General features: G+C 67.4%; 18 protein-coding genes. 4 read left to right on the forward strand and 14 right to left on the reverse strand.

Annotated elements, in window-relative coordinates; genetic code table 11:
* Window positions 1-7: 7 nt before the first annotated feature.
* On the reverse strand, window positions 8-709 hold the full coding sequence (locus AC3WLF_RS26740) for a CoA transferase subunit A (RefSeq protein ID WP_492320482.1): 702 nt from the start codon (window positions 707-709) through the stop codon (window positions 8-10).
* 182 nt (window positions 710-891) lie between these two features.
* Between AC3WLF_RS26740 and AC3WLF_RS26745 the strand changes: the two genes are divergently transcribed.
* A complete protein-coding gene (locus tag AC3WLF_RS26745) occupies window positions 892-1,437 on the forward strand; it encodes a LuxR C-terminal-related transcriptional regulator (protein ID WP_018310311.1) in 546 nt (181 codons plus the stop codon).
* A gap of 15 nt (window positions 1,438-1,452) precedes the next feature.
* Here AC3WLF_RS26745 and AC3WLF_RS26750 read toward each other — a convergent pair whose 3' ends face one another.
* The 5 genes from AC3WLF_RS26750 to AC3WLF_RS26770 form a co-directional block, all read right to left on the reverse strand.
* The gene (locus AC3WLF_RS26750) at window positions 1,453-1,854 is read right to left on the reverse strand and encodes an acyl-CoA thioesterase (RefSeq protein WP_340529975.1); all 402 of its coding nucleotides are present in this window, start codon (window positions 1,852-1,854) and stop codon (window positions 1,453-1,455) included.
* A gap of 52 nt (window positions 1,855-1,906) precedes the next feature.
* Window positions 1,907-2,935, reverse strand: a complete 1,029-nt coding sequence (locus AC3WLF_RS26755; RefSeq protein ID WP_492359052.1) for a DctP family TRAP transporter solute-binding subunit — start codon at window positions 2,933-2,935, stop codon at window positions 1,907-1,909.
* Window positions 2,936-2,984: 49 nt separating this feature from the next.
* Window positions 2,985-4,289, reverse strand: coding sequence for a TRAP transporter large permease (locus AC3WLF_RS26760; RefSeq protein WP_492320480.1), 1,305 nt, complete (start codon window positions 4,287-4,289; stop codon window positions 2,985-2,987).
* Entirely contained in the window at window positions 4,286-4,888 is a 603-nt protein-coding gene (locus tag AC3WLF_RS26765; protein WP_492320479.1) for a TRAP transporter small permease, read from the reverse strand. The genes AC3WLF_RS26760 and AC3WLF_RS26765 overlap by 4 nt, the downstream gene beginning before the upstream one ends.
* Window positions 4,889-5,158: 270 nt before the next feature.
* Window positions 5,159-5,944, reverse strand: coding sequence for an SDR family oxidoreductase (locus tag AC3WLF_RS26770; protein WP_010813116.1), 786 nt, complete (start codon window positions 5,942-5,944; stop codon window positions 5,159-5,161).
* 311 nt (window positions 5,945-6,255) lie between these two features.
* Between AC3WLF_RS26770 and AC3WLF_RS26775 the strand changes: the two genes are divergently transcribed.
* Complete coding sequence (locus tag AC3WLF_RS26775; RefSeq protein WP_492320478.1) at window positions 6,256-7,944, forward strand: electron transfer flavoprotein-ubiquinone oxidoreductase; 1,689 nt, start codon at window positions 6,256-6,258, stop codon at window positions 7,942-7,944.
* Between the two features lie 74 nt (window positions 7,945-8,018).
* On the opposite strand, the gene AC3WLF_RS26780 is transcribed toward AC3WLF_RS26775, so the two are convergent.
* The 3 genes from AC3WLF_RS26780 to AC3WLF_RS26790 all read right to left on the reverse strand — a co-directional run bounded on the left by AC3WLF_RS26780 (window position 8,019) and on the right by AC3WLF_RS26790 (window position 11,141).
* On the reverse strand, window positions 8,019-9,068 hold the full coding sequence (locus AC3WLF_RS26780) for a lipase secretion chaperone (protein ID WP_492357311.1): 1,050 nt from the start codon (window positions 9,066-9,068) through the stop codon (window positions 8,019-8,021).
* The gene (locus AC3WLF_RS26785; RefSeq protein WP_492320476.1) at window positions 9,055-10,164 is read right to left on the reverse strand and encodes an esterase/lipase family protein; all 1,110 of its coding nucleotides are present in this window, start codon (window positions 10,162-10,164) and stop codon (window positions 9,055-9,057) included. The genes AC3WLF_RS26780 and AC3WLF_RS26785 overlap by 14 nt, the downstream gene beginning before the upstream one ends.
* 89 nt (window positions 10,165-10,253) lie before the next feature.
* Window positions 10,254-11,141, reverse strand: a complete 888-nt coding sequence (locus tag AC3WLF_RS26790; RefSeq protein WP_492320475.1) for a flagellar brake protein — start codon at window positions 11,139-11,141, stop codon at window positions 10,254-10,256.
* A gap of 242 nt (window positions 11,142-11,383) precedes the next feature.
* On the opposite strand from AC3WLF_RS26790, the gene AC3WLF_RS26795 reads away from it, so the two are divergent.
* Complete coding sequence (locus AC3WLF_RS26795; RefSeq protein ID WP_492320474.1) at window positions 11,384-12,097, forward strand: FadR/GntR family transcriptional regulator; 714 nt, start codon at window positions 11,384-11,386, stop codon at window positions 12,095-12,097.
* A 38-nt stretch (window positions 12,098-12,135) separates the two neighbouring features.
* Complete coding sequence (locus tag AC3WLF_RS26800) at window positions 12,136-13,242, forward strand: NAD(P)/FAD-dependent oxidoreductase (RefSeq protein WP_492357309.1); 1,107 nt, start codon at window positions 12,136-12,138, stop codon at window positions 13,240-13,242.
* On the opposite strand, the gene AC3WLF_RS26805 is transcribed toward AC3WLF_RS26800, so the two are convergent.
* The 5 genes from AC3WLF_RS26805 to AC3WLF_RS26825 all read right to left on the reverse strand — a co-directional run bounded on the left by AC3WLF_RS26805 (window position 13,164) and on the right by AC3WLF_RS26825 (window position 18,891).
* Window positions 13,164-14,438: an MFS transporter gene (locus AC3WLF_RS26805; RefSeq protein ID WP_492320472.1), complete on the reverse strand. Its 1,275-nt coding sequence runs from the start codon at window positions 14,436-14,438 to the stop codon at window positions 13,164-13,166. The two genes, AC3WLF_RS26800 and AC3WLF_RS26805, sit on opposite strands and share 79 nt — an antisense overlap.
* Before the next feature lie 12 nt (window positions 14,439-14,450).
* Window positions 14,451-15,560: a chorismate synthase gene (gene aroC, locus AC3WLF_RS26810; protein ID WP_010813124.1), complete on the reverse strand. Its 1,110-nt coding sequence runs from the start codon at window positions 15,558-15,560 to the stop codon at window positions 14,451-14,453.
* 85 nt (window positions 15,561-15,645) lie between these two features.
* Entirely contained in the window at window positions 15,646-16,368 is a 723-nt protein-coding gene (locus AC3WLF_RS26815; RefSeq protein WP_492351681.1) for a glutathione S-transferase C-terminal domain-containing protein, read from the reverse strand.
* 27 nt (window positions 16,369-16,395) lie between these two features.
* On the reverse strand, window positions 16,396-18,294 hold the full coding sequence (locus tag AC3WLF_RS26820) for an MFS transporter (RefSeq protein WP_492320470.1): 1,899 nt from the start codon (window positions 18,292-18,294) through the stop codon (window positions 16,396-16,398).
* Between the two features lie 150 nt (window positions 18,295-18,444).
* The gene (locus tag AC3WLF_RS26825) at window positions 18,445-18,891 is read right to left on the reverse strand and encodes a CBS domain-containing protein (RefSeq protein WP_013956299.1); all 447 of its coding nucleotides are present in this window, start codon (window positions 18,889-18,891) and stop codon (window positions 18,445-18,447) included.
* Window positions 18,892-19,086: the final 195 nt, after the last annotated feature.

Here is a 19,086-nt window from a genome sequence, read left to right on the forward strand (position 1 = left end):
CGTCTCCTTAGCTGGCCGCGCGCACGGTGCGCTGCTCGATGCGTTTCTCGGGGGTGGTGTTCAGCACCAGGCGCTTCACGAAGATGCCGGCCAGGTGGATTTCATCCGGATCCAGCTCGCCGGTCTCGACGATATGCTCGACCTCGGCGATGGTGACCTTGCCCGCCATGGCGCACATCGGGTTGAAGTTGCGCGCGGTGCGGCGGAACACCAGGTTGCCGGCCCTGTCAGCCTTGTATGCCTTGACCAGCGCCACGTCGGCGGTCAGCGAACGCTCCATCACGTACTGCTGGCCGTCGAATTCGCGGATTTCCTTGCCTTCGGCGACGATGGTGCCGACACCGGTCTTGGTGAAGAAGGCCGGGATGCCCGAGCCGCCGGCGCGCAGCTTCTCGGCCAGCGTGCCTTGCGGCGTGAATTCCAGCTCAAGTTCGCCCGCCAGGTACTGGCGCTCGAACTCCTTGTTCTCGCCCACGTAGGACGAGATCATCTTCCTGATCTGGCGCGTGGCCAGCAGCAGGCCCAGGCCGAAGCCATCGACGCCGGCGTTGTTGGAGATGCAGGTCAGCTGCTTGGCGCCGCTGTCGCGCAGCGCGGCAATCAGCGCCTCGGGGATGCCGCACAGGCCGAAACCGCCCACGGCGATCGTCTGGCCGTCGCGGACGACGCCTGCAAGCGCTTCTGCGGCGCTGGCGTAGACCTTGTTCATGCTTCGCTCCTTCCTCGGTAGTTCCCTGTCGCTCTTCCCGCCACCGGGTTGTGCAGCGGGCGACGCAGGGAAATTGTAACGGTACAATCGGCAACAGGCGGGCGACAGTCGCCGCAACTCGTCCGACCGACAGCATACGCAAGCACAGCCGGCTACGCCATTACGTAAAAATACATAAGCAGATGCCCGCAATCGACTACCAGACCGCCTTCCAGCTCGCCCCCGTGGGCCTGGTGCTGTCACGCGAACGCGTGATCGAAGACTGCAACGAGGAGGTCTGCCGCATTTTCGGCACCACGCGCGAAGCGCTGCTGGGCCAGTCGTTCCAGGTGCTCTACCCCACCGCCGACGAGTTCGAGCGCACCGGCGCGCGCATTGCGCCGATCATGGGCACGCGCGGCATGTACTCGGACGAGCGCATCATGAAGCGCGCCGGCGGGGAATTGTTCTGGTGCCATGTCACCGGGCGCGCGCTGGACCGCACGCAACCGCTGGGCGCCGGGATCTGGACTTTCGAGGACCTGTCGCAGAAGCGCCAGGTCACGGCCGAGCTGACCGCGCGCGAACGCGAGATCGCGGCGCAGCTGGTGGAGGGAAAGACCAGCAAGCAGATCGGCAAGCTGCTGGCGATCAGCCCGCGCACGGTGGACATCTACCGGGCGCGGCTGATGAAGAAGTACGGGGCCAGTACCTCGGTGGACCTGGTGCAGCGGCTGGTCAACCACTGAGCCCCGTGGCGGGCGTCAGCCCTCGATGATCGCGCGGATCTCTGCCGGCACCGGCACCGACTTCTCCTGCGTGTAATCGCACCACACCACCTTGGCCCCGCCCTCGGCCCAGACCACGTCGGGCAGGTCGGTGCGGCGGATTTCCATGCGGGTTTCGAAGCTGGTGCGGCCGAGCTGGCCGGCGTAGACGCGGCACTCGATGTCGCCCGGGTAGCGCAGCTGCTTCAGGAAAGTCATGTGCGCATTGATGATGACCGGCCCCTGCCCGCCTGCATCCTTGCCGCCACGGCCCAGCGACGCGAACCACTCGATGCGCGCCTGCTCCAGGTACTGGAAATAGACGGTGTTGTTGACATGGCCCATGGCATCCATGTCGCCCCAGCGGATCGGCATGACCACCGTATAGACGTGCTTCATCACAGCCTCCAAAAGAACAGGCCCGCCGAGTCTGGCGGGCCCTCTGCGTGGCTTAGCGCTTGGCGATCGCGCCTTCAGCCTTGGTCACCAGCTCGGCGCCGATCTGCTTCTTCCACTTGTCGTAGACCTTGGCGGTGGCCTTGCGGAAGGCGTCATGCTCGGCCGGCGTCAGGTGCGTAACCTTGACGCCGTGCGCCTCCATGTCCTTCCAGGCCGGCGCGCCCGGCTCGGCCAGGCCCTTGCGGGCCAGCGCGATTTCCTGCTTGCCGGCGTCGATGGCGGCCTGCTTCACGATCTCGCGGTCGGCCGGGGTCCAGCTTTCCCAGATCTGCTTGTTGACCACGAAGATCAGCGGGTCAGCCACGTAGCCCCAGGTGGTGACGAACTTCTGGCCCACCGTGTACAGCTTGGCGGCGGCGAACACCGACTGCGGGTTCTCCTGCCCGTCGACCGCGCCCGAGGCCATCGCCGGCTGCGCATCGGCCCAGCTCATCTGGGTCGGGTTGGCGCCCAGCGCGTTGAAGGTCTCGATGTACAGCGGCGAACCGACCACGCGCAGCTTCATGCCCTTGAGGTCTTCCGGCTTGCGGATTTCGCGCTTGGAGTTGGACACCTCGCGGAAGCCATTCTCGCCCCAGGCCAGCGGCACCACGCCGGCTTTTTCCAGCGTGGTGAAGATCGACTTGCCGACTTCGCCCTGCGTGAGCGCGTCCAGCGCCTTGTAGTCGGGCATCAGGAACGGCAGCGAGAACAGGTTCAGTTCCCTGACCTGCGGCGACCAGTTGATGGTCGAGCCCACCGCCATGTCGATCACGCCCTGGCGGATCGCCGAGAACTCGCGGGTCTGGTCGCCGGCCACCAGCGAGGTGCCCGGGTACAGCTTGATATTGATGCGGCCGTTGGTGCGCTGCTTGACCAGGTCGGCCCAGATCTCGCCGCCCTTGCCCCACGGGAAGGCCGGGCCGAGCACCAGCGACATCTTGTACTCGGACTTGTAGGTCTGGGCCATTGCGCCGGCGGGGGCGAAGGCGGAAGCGGCAATGGCGGCAGCCGTTGCGAGCATCAGGGCACGACGTTTCATTTCATCTCCTCTCGGGAAAGCGTCAATTCTTGTTGGTGAATGCGGAACATCAGTAGCCGAGGTACTCAGGCAGCCAGGTCGCCAGCGGCGGATAGGCCAGCACCATCAGCATGGCGATAAACATCGCCAGCAGCATCCAGATCACCCAGGGCACGGTTTCTTCCATGCGCACCCGGGCAATCCGGCACGACACCATCAGGTTCACGGCCAGCGGCGGCGTGAACTGGCCCAGCGCCACCTTCAGCGTCAGCACCACGCCGAACCACACCGGGTTCCAGTGGAAGGCATTGACAATGGGCAGCAGCAGCGGCACGAAGATCAGGAAGATCGAGATGCCATCCAGGAACATGCCCACCGTCATCAGCAGCAGCACGATCAGCGCCAGCACGCCGTACTCGCCCAGCCCGGAATTGGCGATGGCGTGCGCGAGCGGGTCGATCACGCCCAGCGTCGACAGCGCATAGGCGAAGATGCCGGCCAGCGCCACCACCAGCAGGATCACCGCCGAGGTCTCGGCCGCCTCCTGGAAGATCGTGAACAGGTCGCGCATGCCGATGCTGCGGTACACCACCATGCCGACGAAGAGGCCGTAGACCACCGCCACCACGGCGGCTTCGGTCGGCGTGAACCAGCCGGCGCGCATGCCGCCCAGGATCAGGAACGGCGCCACCAGCCCCCACGCGGCCTCGCGCAGGCTCTTCCAGAACGGCGGGCGCGCCAGCGCGGCCTCGATCGCGCCCATGCTGTGCCTGCGCGCCAGCCACACCGCCGGAACGATCAGCGCCACGCCGGCCAGGATGCCGGGGATCATGCCCGCGGCGAACAAGGCCGGCACCGATGCACCGGGCACCAGCACGCTGTAGATGATCAGGGCCACCGACGGCGGGATCAGGATGTCGGTCGCGGCTGCCGCGCCCACCACCGCGGCGCTGTACGAGCCCGGATAACCGGCGCGCGACATCGCCGCGATCATCACGCCCCCCACCGCGGCCGCGTTGGCCGGGCCGGAGCCCGAGATGCCGCCGAGGAACATCGCCACCAGGATCGCCACCAGCGGCAGCATGCCCGGGCCGCGGCCAACGATGGCGATGGCAAAGGTCACCAGCCGCTGCGCCACGCCGGAACGGTCGAAGATCGACCCCACCAGCACGAACATCGGGATCGCCAGCAGCGGATACTTGGCCAGCCCCGCATAGAAGTTCTGCGGCACGGCCAGCAGGCCAAACATCTGGGTGTCGAGGTTGGACAGGCCGATGGCAACCAGGCCACCCAGGCCCAGCGACACGCCGATGGGCACGCCCAGCAGCATCAGGCCGATAAAGACCACGAACAAAGTGATGGCGACGAACGTCATTGCGCCTTCTCCGTCGTGGTGGTCTTGCCTTCATGCAGCGCCTTGAGCGCGCGCACGTTGCGCAGCACCAGCCCCAGCGCGCGCAGCGCGATGCCGGCCGACAGCACCGGCAGCCAGATCGAGTACCACCAGCTCGGCACGCCGATGCCCGGCGAGGTCTCGCCGAAGGAGTACTCATCCCAGGTAATGCGTGCGCCCAGCACTGCCAGCGCGATGAACATCACCGCCACGGCCAGCGCCGACAGGAACGCCAGGCGCAGCTGGCGGGCCTCGCTGCCGCGTTCGAAGAAGAATTCGATGCGGATATTACGGTCGCGCGCCACCGCGGCGCTGCCGGCGACCAGCGCCAGCACGATCATCAGGAAGACCGAGAACTCCTCGGTCCAGGCAAACGACTCGTCGGTGAAATAGCGGACCACCACGTTGGCGAAGGTGATGCCGACCAGCAGCACCATCACGATCACGCCAATCCAGTCCTCGATGCGGGGCGATACCCGGAAATCAGCGTCCTGCGCTTCGTCGGCCGCCTGCGGGATCACCGCGGAATCGACGACGTGTTGCGGCACGGCGTTGCGCCGTGCCTCTTCTTGTTGCTCCATCTCCCCGGCCTCCGGTCCGGGCCGCTCGGGCCATGCGGCCACCGCGGCGTTTTTCTATTTGTATGTAAAGACTTAATCTGCAGACATGGCGGATTATGCCAAGACTGGCCCGCCACGCACGAATTTTCTTTGATGATTGATGTGTGCTGACTACGGCGCACCCAAGGGGACCGGATAAGCCCTGGGGCGTGCAAACCGGCCATCCCACGGCGCTTTTGGCGCGCAACCGGGAAGCTGGGGCCTTGCGCCCCCGGGTCAGCGATCAGGCGGTCAGACCATGCCGTCGTCGGCGGTGATGACAGCCCCGTTGATGAATTGCGACTGGTCGGATGCCAGCAGCAGCAACAGGCCGTCGAGATCCTCCGGCTTGCCCAGGCGCTTGCGCGGCAGCATCTGGATCAGCTTCTGGCCCGCGTCCGAGTCCCAGTGGTGGTGGTTGATCTCGGTATCGATATAGCCCGGGCAGATCGCATTGGTATTGATGCCATGGCGCGCCCATTCCAGCGCCATGGCCTTGGTCATGTGCACCACGGCCGCCTTGCTCATGCAATACACGCCGATCTGCGACAGCACCTTCAGCCCCGCCACCGACGCGACATTGACGATCCGCGCCTGCGGCAGCGGGCTGCCGTTGCGCTCGGCGCCCTTGGCGCGCGCGATCATGCGCTTGGCCACTTCCTGGGCGACGAAAAAGGCGCCGCGGGTATTGGTGTCGAACACGAAATCGAAGTCATCGGCGGTCACATCGGTCAGCTTCTGCGTGGTCGACACGCCGGAGTTGTTGACCAGGATGTCGATGGAGCCGGCCTCAGTCTCCGCATGCGCCACCGCGGCGCGGATGCTGTCCGGGTCGGTGACGTCCAGCCGCACCACATGGGCGCTGCCGCCCTCGGCCTCGATCGCCGCGCGCAGTTCCTTGAGCCGCTCGGTGCGGCGCGAGGCCAGCACCACCTTGGCGCCGGCGGCGGCCAGCACCGTCGCGAAACGCGAGCCCAGCCCGCTTGAAGCGCCGGTGACCAGCGCGACCTTGCCTTCCAGATTGATCGACAAACCCATGATTACCTCTTGTGCGGGAGCTCCTCCGGCCTATTCGGGAGCAGAAGGCAGCATATCAAAAAAAAGAACGACCGTTCCAAAAAAATCCTTGCCTGTGGGTGGCGAGTCCCGGACAATGCCGGAGATTCTAAGAACTTGACCAGCAAAGGGAAAGAGGGAAAACGCGCGATCCGGGAGTCTTTGGACCCCAAATCGCTGCCAACTCACCCACCCGCGGCTCCCGTCCGCGCGCTGGCCCGGTTCTCGGCAAAACGATCACCGCATTTCCCACAATTGCAAGCAAGCAGCAAAGAAATAGAGGGTTAGAGACAATGGATCAGCAACAGCTCCTGGAGCAGTTCGGCCCGCGCGAAGCCATGGAATACGATGTGGTCATCGTCGGCGGCGGCCCCGCCGGCCTGGCCACCGCCATCCGCCTGAAGCAACTCGCGCAGGAGAAAGGCGCCGACGTCAACGTGTGCGTGCTGGAAAAGGGCTCCGAGCCCGGCGCCCACATCCTGTCGGGCGCCATCATGGACCCGCGCGCCCTCAATGAACTGATCCCGAACTGGAAGGAACTGGGCGCGCCGCTGAACCAGGCAGTCACCGAAGACAAGTTCCTGTTCCTGAACGAGTCCGGCTCCAAGGGCACGCCTCCGGCCCTGCTGCCCGAGTGCTTCCACAACGAAGGCAACTACATCATCAGCCTGTCGAACTTCGTGCGCTGGCTGGGCCAGCAGGCCGAGGCGCTGGGCGTTGAGATCTTCCCGGGCTTCCCCGCCGCCGAAGTGCTCTTCAACGAAGACGGCTCGGTCAAGGGCGTGGCCACCGGCAACATGGGCATCAACAAGGAAGGCGAGCCCACCGACAACTTCCAGCTGGGCATGGAACTGCATGCCAAGTACACCATCTTCGCCGAAGGCGCGCGCGGCCACCTGGGCAAGCAGCTGATCGAGAAATTCAAGCTCGATGCCGGCAAGGATCCGCAGAGCTACGGCATCGGCCTGAAGGAGCTGTGGGAGATCGACCCGGCCAAGCACAAGCCCGGCCTGGTGGTGCACACCGCCGGCTGGCCGCTCGACCCCGCCACCTACGGCGGTTCGTTCCTGTACCACATGGAAGACAACAAGGTCGCGGTCGGCTTTGTGGTCGGCCTGGACTACACCAACCCGTGGCTGTCGCCGTTCGAGGAATTCCAGCGCTTCAAGACGCATCCGGAAATCCGCCAGTACTTCGAGGGCGGCAAGCGCCTCTCCTACGGCGCGCGCGCCATCACCGCCGGCGGCCTGCTGTCGCTGCCCAAGACCGTGTTCCCGGGCGGCGCGCTGGTCGGCTGCGATGCCGGCTACCTGAACGCCTCGCGCATCAAGGGCAGCCACGCCGCCATCAAGACCGGCATGATGGCCGCCGAGGCCGCCTATGACGCGCTGCAGGCCGGCCGCCAGCACGACGAGCTGGCCGCCTACCCGGCCGCGTTCGAGCAGAGCTGGCTGCACAAGGAACTGCTGCAGGCCAAGAACTTCAAGCAGTGGTTCAAGAAGGGCCGCACCACCGCCACGTTGATGACCGGCATCGAGCAATGGCTGCTGCCCAAGCTGGGCATCCGCAACCCGCCGTGGACCATCCACCGCGTGAAGCCGGACCATGTGTACCTGAAGCCGGCGGCCGAGTGCCAGAAGATCGAGTATCCGAAGCCGGACGGCAAGCTGACCTTCGACCGCCTCAGCTCGGTGTTCATCAGCAACACCAACCATGAAGAGAACCAGCCGGCGCACCTGACGCTCAAGGACGCCAGCGTTCCGGTCAACATCAACTGGGACAAGTACGCCGGCCCCGAGTCGCGCTACTGCCCGGCAGGTGTATATGAGTTCGTGCAGGACGAGACGTCGGGCAAGGAGCGCCTGCAGATCAACGCGCAGAACTGCGTGCACTGCAAGACCTGCGACATAAAGGATCCGACCCAGAACATCGTCTGGGTGACGCCGGAAGGCGGCGGCGGTCCGAACTACGTCGGGATGTAAGCCTGCCGCGCCAGCGGCAGAAAAAAACGGCACCGGAAACCCGGTGCCGTTTTTCTTTGGGCGATGCAGCGCGGCTATCGTGCCTGCCGCCGCGCGGCCATCGCCTTGTCGACCACCTCGGCCTGCAGCGCCTCGGCGGGATTGCCGAAGGCCTGGCTGCGCAGCACATCCAGCTGCTGCCGGCGGTCCTGCTCCGACAACCCCGGGAATGACTCGATCTGCGCGCGCCGCGCGGCGTAGTCGTCGTAGCGCTGTTGCCAGGCCTGCCCGGCTTGCGCCTGCTGCTGGTAGCGCTGCGCCACCTCGGCACCGTAGGCCTGCGCCAACGCCGCACCGATGTCCTGCGCACTGCGGCCGGCGGCCTGCATGCCGGCGATGGTGTCGCTGATCGCCTGCGGACGCGCGCTGGCCTCCCGTGCCGCACGCAGTGGCTCGGGCAGCGTGGCTTCGAGTTCGGCCAGCCGCTGCCGCCGCTGCGCGTCATCCAGGCCGGATTGCGCCGCGATGTCGAGCCGCGCCAGCATGGCATCGTCATACGCCTGCTCGTCGCCGAACCAGATTGCCGCCACCTCCGGCAGCAGGTGCTGCCGCGCGCCGTTGCGCCCGGCCTGCAGCGCGCGCAGCTGCTGCACTTGTGCCGCATCCAGCGTGCCGTTCGTATCCGCCTGCGGCTTGCGCGCCGCCAGCGCTTGAATCTCGGCAAGATAAGCCAGGTAGCGCTGCCACAGCTGCCACGCCTGCCCTGCCGCGGGCTGCGGCACGCGGCGGCGGATATCGTCGTACACCAGCCGGTCCAGCGCGTCGGCGCCGCCGGCGTCGTGGCGGGCGCTGAGGAAGTAGTCGAAGTAGGTGCGCAGCGCGCGCGTCAGGCGCAGGTTGCCTTGCGCGTCGAGTTCGGGGCCCGCGGGCACGTCGACGCCGGACAGCGATGGCAAGGCAGCCACGCCGGCGGGTCCGGCGTCTGCCGATGTCGCCGAAGGACTCGCAGCGGTGGTGATCGCTGCCGGGCGCTGCGGCACGGCAACCGGGCCAGACGGCATCGTCAGCCAGTACACCGCGGCCGCCGCCGCGCCGGCCGGCATCAAGGCCAGCCAGGGCCGCGGCGAGCGCTCAGAGCTGGTCATTGCGCAGCCGGTTGGCGTGGCTGAGGATGACCGTGCGCGGATCGACGTCCTGGTACAAGCCGGCCATCTGGTTCACCTCGTCGAGATGGTTCCAGTAGTAGCCCGTGGCCAGCACCCGGCCCCACTTGCTGCTGCAGACCGAGACCAGCCCGTCATTGGGGCCGGCGCCCTTCAGGTCCATCAGCCCGGCCGAGGCCGACATCATCACCGTGGTCGGGTCCAGCAGGTTGGAGCGCAGCAGGCTGAACGGCCCACCCTGCCCGGTCCAGGAATACGCGGCCTGGGTATGAGTGACGAGGTTGCCCGCGGCATCGCGCGCCTGCCGTTGCTCGGACACCGCGCCAGCAGTATTGCAATCCGGCCCCAGTGCCGATTTCGTGCCGGGCACCAGCGTGGCATTGAGGCGCGCATTCTGCTCGGCGGCGCCGCGCGTGGTCAGGATCCTGAGCGAGGCCAGCGCATCCTGGTCCAGCGCCTGCCCGTTGCCGATGCCATTGAACCAGCCCACCGTATCGAACACGCCCTGGATGATGCCGACGAGTACCGGCCCGGCGATCGGAATACTGTTGACGCCATTGATCAGGTCCAGCACGGTGTCGGCCACTTCGCTGCCGCGATGCGGGCTGCCGACGGTGGTGACCGAGGCCACGTCCTGCGGCGACATCGCCGCCAGCATGCGCGAGGTCGGCCCGCCCTGGCTGTGGCCGATCAGGTTGACCTTGTCTGCGCCGCTTTCCAGCTTGACCGCGCGCACATAGGCCTGCAGCGCCAGGGCGCGCTCTTCGTCGCTGTTGAACGACGGCACCGTGGCCACATAGACTTGCGCGCCGTTGGCCCGCAGCACTTCGGGGATGCCATACCAGTAGTCGAGCACACCACCCATCTTGGCCGCGCCAGTCAGTCCGTGGACCAGCACGATCGGGTAACGCGTCTTCGCGTAGTCGCCGCTCGCGGCCAGGGCTGATGCTGGCTGCGCCAGCATGGCCGCTGCGACCAGCGGGGCTGTGCCTGCGAGCCTGCGCAAGGCCTTGCCGGCCTTCTGCTCGCGTAGCGCGGGCGTGCGTCGTCCGCACGCGTGGTGTCCGCTGTGCTCCATCTTGTCTCCTCGGTGGTGGGTCTTTTTATGTTGGAAGCAGTAGAGACTGGCCGCCCCGACGAGACAATCAAAACATTAGCGGATTCCCTCTAAACGGCCGCTACAGCCGCGGGCTGCAAGGGCATGCGGGTGCTGGAAAGCAGCTGTTCGTAGATGTAGCACTGCAGCAGCGTCAGCTCGCGCTCGGCCAGCACGTCGAAGGCCACGCCGAAGGCCGGGAAGTCGGCATCGTCGCTGGCCGCGCCGGGGGGTGCGAGGCGGATCCAGCCATCGATGGTGACCTCGCTGTCCAGTGACGCCGTGCGCATCTTGAAGCGCAGCCGCACGCGGCTGCCCGGCGCCGGCGCCGGCGCGGTGGTCTGCACCAGCGCGCCACCGGTGCTGAGGTCGGACAGCAGCGCCAGCCGCGCCGTGCCGGTGTCGATGCCGTCGTCATCGCCGGGCTCGGTCAGGTAGGCGGCCAGCCGGGTTGGCACGCGCGCAGCCTTGCGTACCGGCGTTGCGTGCTTCTGCACCGGCGCCGACAGCACCAGGTAGCGAAACGGGCTGCGGCACACGGCGGTGATGGTCGAGGTGAAGCTGTGGATGGCGTGTCCGGAGAAGCCGCGCAGCAGCACGGCATCGCCCGCCTGCAGCGGCAGGTCGCGCCCGCCGAGCTGCGGCCAGGTGACAAACAGGCCCTGCTCGATAAAACCGATCAGGCGGCTCGCGGCCGGGCGCGCGGCCTCGCCCTCATGCTTGACATGCAGCAGCGTGCCGACCTGCAGGCCAAGCGGCCCGGTGGTCGGACGCAGTTCGTCATCGGCATCGTCGTGGCTATCTTCGCGGCAGACCACGCCATGGCGGAACACCAGCGCCAGGTCGCGTTCATCGGGAATGACACTGCCGCTGCCGAGCACCAGGTTGCCCTCGCCATCGAGCAATGACCAGGGCAGTGGGTATCCGACGGGAAGATCGTTAGGTGTGAGCTGGATCATGGCTGTTCGCAGTAGGCCCCCGCATTGGATGCCAACGGGGCATGGCAAGCCTTGGGCGGAGCCGACGCGCAGGATCCGCCACCTGTATCAGGCTTCTATCGGCGCCGGAGCGGCGAAATTAAGCCCTCGGCGATTGAGCAGAAACGCATGTGTAGCATTCGCTCCCTACGGAGACCTTGACGTCTCGCAAAGTTGAGCCGAAAATCTCCAAAAGCTGTCTGACAGCCTGACATATCAAAACCATGACCATCCTGCCCCGCCCGGCCTCGCTCGCCAGCCGCATCGCCCAGACCCTGCACGACGACATCCTCGCCGGCCGCTACGGCGCGGGCGCGCGCCTGCCAGCAGAGACGAGCCTGGCCGATAACTTCGGCGTGAGCCGGCCGATCGTGCGCGAGGCCATCGCCCAGCTGAAGGCCGATGGCGTGCTGGTGACGCGCAAGGGCTCGGGCGCTTATGTGTCGGAGACCCCGGGCGGCCAGGCATGGCGCGTGGCCAGCGCGCCCGACGGCGGCCCGACGCTGGCGCAGCTGTTCGAACTGCGCCGGGTAGTGGAAACCGCCTGCGCCGAAATGGCCGCGCAGCGGCACACGGATGCCGATATCGATGCCATCCGCGGCGCGCTGGCGGCGATGCAGGCACAGGCCGACGGCCAGGGCGACATGGCCAGCGCTGCGGCGGCCGACATGGCCTTCCACCATGCCATTGCGGAAGCCGCGCACAACCCTTGCTTTACCGGCCTGACCGATTTCGTCAGCCAGCAGATGCTGGCCGCGCGCCAGCGCGCCTGGGAGAACACCGCGCGGCTGCGTGTGACGACAGGCGCGCCGCGCGCCGCCGACCAGGAACACGCGGCGCTGGCCGAAGCGATTGCCGCCGGCGATGCCGCGGCCGCCCGCAGTGCCGCGCAACAGCACCTTGCGGCCGCCGCCGCCCGCCTTGGCCTGACCGCCTGAGCCCCCCCAACACACAGACATTGGAGCAAGGAACAACCATGGAAACAGTGGATTGCGTCGTCATCGGCGCCGGCGTGGTGGGACTGGCGGTGGCGCGCGCACTCGCGCTGCAGGGCCGCGAAGTGATCATCCTGGAAACCGAGAACGCCTTCGGCACCATCACCAGCGCGCGCAACAGCGAGGTCGTCCACGCCGGCATCTACTATCCGGCCGGCTCGCTCAAGGCACAGCTGTGCGTGCGCGGCAAGGCCATGCTGTACGACTACTGCGCCAGCCACCACGTGGCGCACCAGCGCTGCGGCAAGCTGATCGTGGCCACCAGCGAGGCCCAGGTGGCAACGCTCGAAGGCATCCGCGCCAAGGCGGCGGCCAACGGCGTGGACGACCTGCGCCTTGTCAGCCGCGCCGAGGCGCAGGCGCTGGAGCCGCAACTGCAGTGCCATGCCGCGCTGCTGTCGCCGTCGACCGGCATTGTCGACAGCCATGGCCTGATGACCACGCTGCTGGGCGACGCGGAAAACGCCGGCGCGATGCTGGCGGTGCAGTCGCCGGTGCTGGGCGGCGCGGTGACGGCGGACGGCATCCGGCTGGAGATCGGCAGCGAGGATGGCAGCGCCACCACGCTGCTGGCGCGCACGGTGGTGAACTCGGCCGGGCTGACCGCGCCGGAACTGGCGCGCCGCATCGACGGCATGCCCGAGACCCATATCCCGCCGCAGTACTACGCCAAGGGCTGCTATTTCACGCTGGCCGGGCGCGCGCCGTTCTCACGGCTGATCTACCCGGTGCCCGAGGCGGCCGGGCTGGGCGTGCACCTGACCATCGACCTGGGCGGCCAGGCGCGCTTCGGCCCCAATGTGCGCTGGATCGACGACATCGAATACGGCGTGGATCCGGCCGACGCCGACGGCTTCTATGACGAAGTGCGCCGCTACTGGCCGGGGCTGGCCGACGGCGCGCTGCAACCCGGCTATGCCGGCATCCGCCCCAAGATCAGCGGCCCGCACGAGGTTGCCGCGGACTTCCGCATCGACGGCCCCGCCGTGCATGGCGTGCCGGGGCTGGTTCACCTGTTCGGCATCGAGTCGCCGGGGCTGACCTCGTCGCTGGCGATCGCCGAGCGGGTCTGCGCGGCGCTGGCCTGAACCGCGCCATCGCCTTTCGCGCGGAAGCTCATCACCGCACAGAACGCGCCGGCCGCCGCGGCGATAGCGGCCAGCCCGAAGGTATGCTCGGGCGCCAGCGCGTTCCAGGTCCAGCCCATCGCCAGCCCGCCCAGCGTGCCGCCGACGCCGTAGGAAATGCCCGTATACAGCGCCTGCCCGCGCCCCTGCAGCGGCCCGGCAAACCAGGCCTGCAACCGCTTCAGGCTGGCGCTGTGGTGCGCGGCAAAGGTGGCCGCGTGCAGCACCTGCACCAGCGCCATGAGCCAGGCAAACTGGGCAAGGTAGCCGGTCAGGCCGAAGCGCAGCGCCGCCAGCACGAAGGTGCCGGCCAGGATCGTGCGCAGCGCATAGCGCGCGAACAGCAGGCCCTGGTAGTAGAAGAAAACGATCTCGGCCACCACGCCGATGGTCCACATCACGCCAATGGCGAACTTGCTGTAGCCCAGCTGCGCCAGCCACAGCGAATAGAACACATAGAGCGCCGCGTGCGCGAACATCATCAGGAAGGCTGACGCCAGGAACCAGGCCACGTCCGGACGGCGCAGCAGCGGCAAGGCGCGCGGCGGCGCCGTGCGCGGGCCGTCGTCGGCGGCGTCATGCATGGTCAGCACCACGCCGGCCAGGATCGCCAGCAGCGCGCTGGCCACCCACGGGAAGGCGCGCATGCCGACTGCTTCGAACAACGCCCCGCCGGCCAGCACCGCGCCGATAAAGCCGACCGAGCCGAACATGCGGATGCGGCCGTAGCTATGGTCGAAGGCGCCGTAGCGGCGCAGCGTGGAGATGGTCAGGGCATCGCCCAGCGGCGACATCGCGCTGGTCAGCAGGCTCAGCGTCAGCATCATCGCCATCATGCCGCCGTAGCTGCCGACACCCGGCAGCATCAGGAAGGCCAGCAACGAGGTGAACGCGCTCACGCGCAGGATACGCACGCGCGTGTGCATCACGTCGGACAGCCAGCCCCACAGGTAGGGCCCGACGATGCGGCTGACCTGGAAGCTCGCCATCAGCACGCCGATCTGCACCGGGTTGAAGCCGCGGTCGGCGAAATACAGGCTGACGTACGGCGAGATCAGGCCGACGTAGCCGTAATAGCCAAGATAGAAGAGCCCGAAACGGGCGTAGTCGGGGCGGCCGGCGCCAGTGGCACCGCCGCCCGCGAAAGGCGTGGCCAACGCGAGGTCAGGTCAGGGGGTCTGGCCGGCCTGCGCGGGAATGCGCGGCGTATCGACCTTGACGTCGCCGCACTGGGCACGGTGGCGCAGGGCGTGGTCGATCAGCACCAGCGCCAGCATGGCCTCGGCGATCGGCGTGGCGCGGATGCCCACGCACGGGTCGTGGCGGCCGAAGGTCTCGACGGTGGCGGCATTGCCGGCCTTGTCGATCGATTCGCGCGGGGTGCGGATGGAAGACGTCGGCTTGATCGCCAGCGACACGGTGACGTCCTGGCCGGTGGAAATGCCGCCCAGCACGCCGCCGGAATTGTTGGTGCGGAAGCCCTCGGCGGTCAGCTCGTCGCCATGCACGCTGCCGCGCTGGGCCACGCTGTCGAAGCCGGCGCCAATCTCCACGCCCTTGACCGCGTTGATGCCCATCATGGCGTGGGCGATATCGGCGTCGAGCCTGTCGAACAGCGGCTCGCCCAGGCCCACCGGCACGTTGCTGGCCACCACCTCGATGCGCGCGCCGACGGAGTCGCCGTCGCGGCGCAGCGCGTCCATATAGGTTTCGAGCTCGGGGATGATGTCGGCGTTGGGCGCGAAGAACGGGTTCTCCGGCACGTGCGACCAGTCCGTGAACGGCACTGCGATCTCGCCCAGCTGCGACATATAGCCCCGGATCTCGGTGCCATACTTTTCGCGCAGCCACTTCTTGGCCACCGCCCCGGCCGCCACCACCGGCGCGGTCAGGCGCGCCGACGAGCGGCCGCCGCCGCGATGGTCGCGGATGCCGTACTTCTGCCAGTAGGTGTAGTCGGCATGGCCCGGGCGGAAGGTTTCGACGATATTGCCGTAGTCCTTGCTGCGCTGGTCGGTATTGCGGATCAGCAGGCAGATCGGGGTGCCGGTGGTCTTGCCCTCGAACACGCCGGACAGGATCTCGACCTGGTCGGGTTCCTGGCGCTGCGTGACGTGGCGCGAGGTGCCGGGCCGGCGGCGGTCCAGGTCGCCCTGGATGTCGGCCTCGGTCAGCGCCATGCCCGGCGGGCAGCCATCCACCACCGCGCCGATGGCGGGCCCGTGCGATTCGCCGAAGGTGGTAACAGTGAAAAGCAGGCCAAGGGTATTGCCGGACATGGTGGAAACCGCACAGGAATTGGGGAAGGCCTCCATTGTAAGGCCAATGGCGGGGCTCGGGCGGCCGCAGGGCGGCCCGGCAGGCTCAGGCGGCGGCGCTTGCCGGGGCCAGTTCGGGGTAGAACTCGGCGCGCATCCGCTCCATATAGGCCACCAGGTTGGCATGCCCCTCGGCCGCGGTGCGGATCGGAGTGTCGAATACGGGGCACAGCAGGCTGCCGGCAAAGGCAAACAGCGTGGCGTCGGCCCCGCATGGCGCGTTGCCCATCAGGTAGGGCTTGTTGCCCAGGATGTCGGCGATCGAGGTCACGCCCTTGCTGGCCAGCGCCACCAGGTCTTCTTCGCTATGCCGGCCCAGACCCTGCCCCCACAGCGTCTTGCGCACCTTGTAGCGCACCAGGCGCTCGGCCAGGCCGCGCACCGGCGCCGGCACGCCGCGGAAGAACAGGGCCGGCCCCTTGTCGAAGTTGGCCTGGTCCAGCCAGCGCACCCGCGCCACCGCCCAGTACAGGTGGTCTTCCATCAGCTTCTCGGCGGCCCAAGCGATGCCGCGCTCGGCCGCGCTCAGGCCGGCGTCGAAGTCGATGTGGTAGGTCTTCTCGATATGCCAGCGGATCAGGGTGGAATCCGCCACGATCCGGCCCATGTCGTCCAGGTAGGGCAGCTTGCCCCTGGGCGCGCGCCGCAGGCTGCCGCGGCGCGCCTGGTAAGGCAGTCCGGCCAGCTTGAGCAGCATCTCGGCCTTGGTGACGAAGGGGCTGGCGTCGGGCAGCCCGAAGGCGGGGCCAAAGGTGTAGAGCGTGATCATCGTGGACTCGGGTTCCGCACAACGGAGTTAGCGCCAGTCGCCGCGCAGGGCCTGCACCATCTGCTGCAGCCCTTCCGGGGTGGCGGCCTCGGGCGGCACGGGCTCGCCCACCACCAGTTCCAGCCGGTTCAGGATGCCGCGCCGGAACGGCCGCGACATCGCCGGTGCCCCCTTGCGCGAGAAGAAGCTGCCCCACAGCCCGCGCAGCGCCATCGGCACCACCGGCACCGGCGTGCGCCGGATGATCTGCTGCACGCCCTGCTTGAACGGGTTGATCTCGCCGGTGGCGGTGATCTTGCCTTCGGGGAAGATGCAGACCAGATCCCCCTCGCCCAGCGCCTGCGCCACGCTGTCATAGGCACGCCTGAGCATGTCCGGATTCTCGTGCGCCGGCGCGATCGGGATCGCGCGGGCCTGGCGGAAGAACCACGACAGCAGCGGCACCCTGAAGATGTTGTGGTCCATCAGGAAGCGCACCGGACGTGGGCTGCAGGCCATCAGCACCACCGCGTCGGCAAAGCTGACGTGGTTGCAGACCAGCACGGCCGGGCCGTCGGCGGGAATGCGCTCAGCATTGACGCGGCGCAGCCGGTAGAGGGTATGGACCAGGATCCACGCGATAAAGCGCAGCAGGAATTCCGGCACCAGCGAGTAGATGTAGACCGCCACCACCGCATTGAGCAGCCCCACCACCAGGAACAGCTGCGGGATGCTGTAGCCCGCCTGCGTCATCGCCACGCCCAGCAGCGAAGCGGCAATCATGAAGAAGCTGTTCAGGATGTTGTTGGCGGCGATGATGCGGGCGCGGTGCGTGGGCGCGCTGCGGCTCTGGATCAGCGCGTACAGCGGCACGCTGTAGAAGCCGCCGAACATGGCCAGCAGGAACAGGTCCGCCAGCACGCGCCAGTGGCGCGGCTCGGCCAGGAAGCCGCCGATGCCGCTCAGCGCCACGGGTGCCTGCCCCTGGCTGGCAAAGTACAGGTCGACCGCGAACACCGTCATGCCGATCGAGCCAAACGGCACCAGCCCGATCTCGACATGGCGACCGGACAGGCGCTCGCACAGCAGTGAACCGGTGCCGATGCCCAGCGAGAACACCGCCAGCAGCAGCGTCACCACGTTCTGGTCGCCGCCCAGCACATCCTTGGCATAGCTGAAGAACGAGGTCAGGAAGGTGGCGCCCAGGAACCACAGCCACGAAATGCCGAGCAGGCTCAGGAATACCGTGCGGTTGCCGCGCGCCAGCACCAGGTTGCGCCAGGTCTCGGAGAACGGGTTCCAGTTGATGCGCAGGTCCGGCTGCGGCGCCGGCGAAACCGGGATGCGGCCCGACACCAGCCGCCCCGCCACGGCGATCACCACGCATACCGCGCCCACGTACATCGGCCCCACGATGGTTCCGCCCTGCTGCAGCCCGGCCAGTTCGCCGCCGATCAGCGTCCCGATCAGGATCGCGACAAAGGTGCCCATCTCCACCATGCCGTTGCCGCCGACCAGTTCGCTTTCATCCAGGTGCTGCGGCAGGTAGGCAAACTTGACCGGCCCGAACAGCGTGGAATGCAGCCCCATCAGGAAAGTGCCGGCGTACAGCAGCGGCGCGCTGTGCCAGGCAAAGCCGGCCAGGCCCAGCACCATGATGGCGATCTCCAGCGACTTGACCAGCCGGATCAGGCGCGACTTCTCCAGCTTGTCGGCAATCTGCCCGCTGGTGGCCGAGAACAGCACGAACGGCGCGATAAAGATGGCCGAGATCAGGAAGGCCGCGCTGCGCGCCTCAACGCCCTCGAACAGCGCCGTGTGGTAGGTCACCAGCGAGGTGAAGGCGACCTTGAAGACGTTGTCGTTCATCGCCCCGAGGAACTGGGTCCAGAAGAACGGGGCGAAGCGGCGCAGGCCGAGCAGTCGGAACTGGCTGGGTTGGCTCATGGATGGGCCGGTCGGTCAGCGGACCGCCGCGGAAGTGGGAACGCCGGCAAGTTTGCCGGAGCCGGCGCCCGGCCGCCACCCTGCCACGGCCGCGTGGCGCCAATCGAGGGTATTTCCGAAGGAAGCTTCAGGCCGGGCGGCCCGGCGCCATCACTCGGCGCGCTCTTCCGGCCAGTCGCGGATATAGGCCTTGAGCATCTTGTTCTCGAAGCTCTGGTCCTCGACCACGGCCTTGGCGACGTCGTAGAAGGAGATCACGCCCATCAGCGTGCGGTTGTCGAGCACCGGCAGGTAGCGGGTGTGACGTTCCAGCATCATGCGGCGGACCTCGTTGACGTCGGTCTCCATGGTGCAGGTCAGCGGCGCATCGTCCATCACCTTGCGGATGCTGGTGCTGCCGACGTTGCCATTGTTGCGGGCCAGCGTCTCGATGATCTCGCGGAAGGTCAGCATGCCGACCAGGTCGCCGTATTCCATCACCACCAGCGAGCCGATATCGTGCTCGGCCATGGTGTGGACGGCTACCAGCAAGGAGGTGTCAGGCGTCACGGTATAGAGCGTATTGCCCTTGATCTGGAGGATGTCGCTGACTTTCATGTTGGTCTCCGCTGCCTGCGCTCAAACTGAGGGCATCGCTCCGGCCGGGGGCACAGGGGGCGATACCGGTCACATTGTTATCTGTCTATGGGTGTGCGGGCGCGCGCTGCATCACGGCGCCCCGTTGGCCGATCCTAGCCCAAACCCGCCGTCAAAGTAAAGCGGGAGGCCGGTTTGCGGGCGTCGGCGCGCGCA

It is taken from the genome of Cupriavidus sp. FW306-01-F10A (genome assembly GCF_058782785.1).